The following is a 2892-nucleotide window of genomic DNA, read 5'->3' on the forward strand; positions in this document are numbered from 1 at the left end:
GCCTCCCACGACGCCGCCGCCGACCAGCGGTTGCACGGCGACGTACCGGGTCACCGGCTCCTGGCAGGGCGGCTTCCAGGGCGAACTGGTGGTCCGCAACGCCGGCAGCGCGGCGATCACCGGCTGGACGGTGGGCTGGACCTTCCCCGACGGTCAGCAGATCACCCAGCTCTGGGGCGGCACCGCCACCCAGACCGGGGCGACCGTCTCCGTCCGGGACGCCGGCTGGAACGGCGCCCTCGGTGCGGGCGCCACCGCCACCGCCGGCTTCCTGGGCAGTACGACCGGCGCGAACACCGCCCCGGCCACCGTCACCTGCACCGCCCGCTGACCGCCGCGCTCCGCCGACCGCGCACCCCCGTCCCCACCAGGGGCGGGACGTGCGCGGTCCGTGCGGAGCGGCCGGCGGCCCGGGTCTCCTACCGGCGCGGACGGGCTCCGGCTGCCCGGGTCCGGTCGGCACCGCCTCCGGTTCGTGGCCGGGAGGGGAGGCGGGCTACCCGGCACGCACCGAGAGGGCCGGTGTCCCCGCAAGCCATAGGCTCGGAGCTTCGCCCGTCGAAGGAGGGATCCTCCGTGAGTCCGATCAGGACGGCCTACCTCACCGCCGCGCGTTCGGCGGTGGACCTGCTCGCCGACCTCGCCGTAGCAACCCGCTGGAACGAACCGAGCGCCCTGCCCGCGTTCGGCGTGGGGGGCCTGGCCGGCCACCTCGCCAGCCAGGTGCTCGGCGTCCCCGCCGTGCTGGCCGCAACCGTCCCCGCCGGCGACCCCGTGGGGCTGCTCGACCACTACGCGCGCGGCACCTGGCTCGGCGCCCCGGTCGACGCCACGGTGAACGTCGCCATCCGCCGCGCCGGTGACGGCCTCGCCGCCGACGGCCCGGCCGCTCTGGTCGACCGGTGCGCCGCCACGCTGCACGAGTTGACGGACGTGCTGGCGGCGGAGCCGTCCGATCGGGTGGTGCACGTCGCCCGTGGCCCGTGGTCGCTCACCCTGGACGACTACCTGGCCACCCGGCTGATGGAACTCGTCGTGCACGCGGACGACCTCGCGGTCAGCGTCGGCGTGCCCACCCCGGAACTGCCGGCCGAGACGGTCGACCCGGTGCTGACGCTGCTGGCCCGTCTCGCCGTACGCCGGCACGGGCAACCGGCGGTGCTGCGCGCCCTGAGCCGGGCGGAGCGGGCCCCGGCGAGCGTCGCCGCCCTCTGAAGCCGCTCTTCGAAGGGCCGCGAGCCTTCAAAACAGGGCCGCTCGCCGCGGGCCGTGAGCCGCCGGCCAGGGGCCGCGGGCCGTTGAGCCGCGAGCCTCTGATCAGGGCTGTGAGCCGCGGGTCGGTGGGCCGCTCGACGACTGGCCGCGGGACGGTGGGCCGCTCGACGGCGGGCCGCCTGTCGCGGCACGTCACCTGAGACAGGCGCGGGCCCCGGCCGACCTCGATGGTCGACCGGGGCCCGTTCGTCGCGAGCGTGTGCCGGACCGGTCAGCCGTCGAGGCCGACGGGGGAGTTGGGTCGGTCGACGTCGACGAACTCGATGTCGTCCATCGCCCGGTCGCCCCGGCTGCCGGCGGCCCGCGCGGCGGTGCCGGCGGCCCAGCCGATCGCCGCGCCGACCAGCGTGGCGCCGATCAGCAGCGTCCAGGGCAGCGCCGGCCGGCGGCCGGCCAGCGCGTCGAAGGCCTGGGTGGCCCGGCGCCGGGCCTCGTCCGCCGCCGAGCCCACCAGGTCGCCGGCCTCGTCGGCGAGACCGGAGCCGCCTCGGCGGGCCGAACGGGCGGTGTCCCGGACGCTGTCGCTGGCGGAGCTGACCGCCGAGACCAGGTGCTGCCACGCCTGGTCCGTGATCCGCTCGGGCTTGCTGCGGCGGTCCAGCAGGTTGCTTCCGAACATGGTGGTTACCTCCTCGGGGCCGAAGCCGGCGGCCATTTCGACTTCGGCGTCGCACCGGCGTGTGACGGTTCGCTCGTTTCCGCCTGTGCCCCGTGGGGCTGCTCCGCAAACCCCCGTGCTGCGGGTGCGGCGGCCCGGGTGACGCCGGCGGGCGGCGCGCGGGCTCGGTGTCAGCGGACGGCGACCGCCACGGTCACGCCCCGCGCGAAGTCGTCGTCGCCGTCGTCGTCGTCATCGTCGCCCCCGCCACCGCCGAACCCGCAGGCCAGTACGAGGGCCAACAGCGCGCTGACGCCGGCCAGTGCGGCAAGTCTCCTGAGCATCGATCGTCCTCCCGGTCGCAGTCGTGTCTCCGAGCCGATGCTAGGCAGAACGGGCAAGGCCCGGGGCCGAAGCGGTACGGGCCACGCCGGGGGACCGGCTGTTGGGCGGTGCCGGCGGGAGCCGGCTACCCTGGGGCGCGACGTGTCAGCGGCAGCTGATCGTCGGTCGGACAAAACGTCAATAGTTCGGATAAGGGCGACTTGCTGTGCCCTGATCCGCGAATTGCTCATCCCGAGGGGTGGCGACCGAGGCCGTCAGAGGAATACTCTCGGTCGCGGCCCGCGTACTGATGAGGCGCCCGTCGGACGGGCGAGTGGAGGTGCTCGCGTGAGCCTGTCGATCGTGAAGTCGGTCCTGCCCGGTGGTGTCATCGAGATCGCCCCACGGGGTGAGATCGACGTCGACACCGCGTACGAGGTGCGCGAGGCGATCGCCGAGGTCCTGACCAAGGGGCGCCCCGGTCGGATCGAGCTGAACATGCGGCTCGTCACCTTCATCGACTCGGTCGGCATCAGCGCGATGGTCGCCGGCTTCCAGACCGCCGAGGTGAGCGGCGTCAAGCTCGTCGTCACCGAGCCGAGCCGCTTCGTGCACCGGCAGCTCTGGGTGACCGGCCTGCTCGGCCTCTTCGGCGCCCCCGAGCCCTACTACGCCGGCGCACCCACCCCCGAGGT

At 74.8% G+C, this 2892-nt stretch carries 5 protein-coding genes; 3 read left to right on the plus strand and 2 right to left on the minus strand.

All coding sequences use genetic code 11. From position 1 onward, the window contains the following. Together F6X68_RS31915 and F6X68_RS31920 are read left to right on the plus strand one after the other, a co-directional pair. Nucleotides 1-331 (plus strand): cellulose binding domain-containing protein (locus F6X68_RS31915; RefSeq protein ID WP_192581634.1); only part of this gene is annotated, 331 nt, incomplete at its 5' end. A 245-nt stretch (nucleotides 332-576) separates the two neighbouring features. Further along, complete coding sequence (locus F6X68_RS31920; RefSeq protein WP_151457723.1) at nucleotides 577-1215, plus strand: maleylpyruvate isomerase N-terminal domain-containing protein; 639 nt, start codon at nucleotides 577-579, stop codon at nucleotides 1213-1215. 271 nt (nucleotides 1216-1486) lie between these two features. Here the strand turns inward: F6X68_RS31920 and F6X68_RS31925 are convergent, their stop codons facing one another. Beyond that, entirely contained in the window at nucleotides 1487-1894 is a 408-nt protein-coding gene (locus F6X68_RS31925) for a hypothetical protein (protein ID WP_121400322.1), read from the minus strand. A 170-nt stretch (nucleotides 1895-2064) separates the two neighbouring features. Then, nucleotides 2065-2217, minus strand: a complete 153-nt coding sequence (locus F6X68_RS33780; protein ID WP_192581635.1) for a hypothetical protein — start codon at nucleotides 2215-2217, stop codon at nucleotides 2065-2067. A gap of 328 nt (nucleotides 2218-2545) precedes the next feature. Here F6X68_RS33780 and F6X68_RS31930 point away from each other — a divergent pair. Next, on the plus strand, nucleotides 2546-2892 hold a 347-nt coding region (locus F6X68_RS31930; protein ID WP_151457724.1), incomplete at its 3' end, for an STAS domain-containing protein.

Origin of the sequence: Micromonospora sp. AMSO12t (assembly GCF_008806585.1) — a bacterium.
GTDB lineage: Bacteria > Actinomycetota > Actinomycetes > Mycobacteriales > Micromonosporaceae > Micromonospora > Micromonospora reichwaldensis.

Bases quoted from the DNA above. Each gene is read 5' to 3' on its own strand.
- F6X68_RS31925 (WP_121400322.1), bottom strand. From the start codon at position 1,894: ATGTTCGGAAGCAACCTGCTGGACCGCCGCAGCAAGCCCGAGCGGATC.
- F6X68_RS33780 (WP_192581635.1), bottom strand. From the start codon at position 2,217: ATGCTCAGGAGACTTGCCGCACTGGCCGGCGTCAGCGCGCTGTTGGCC.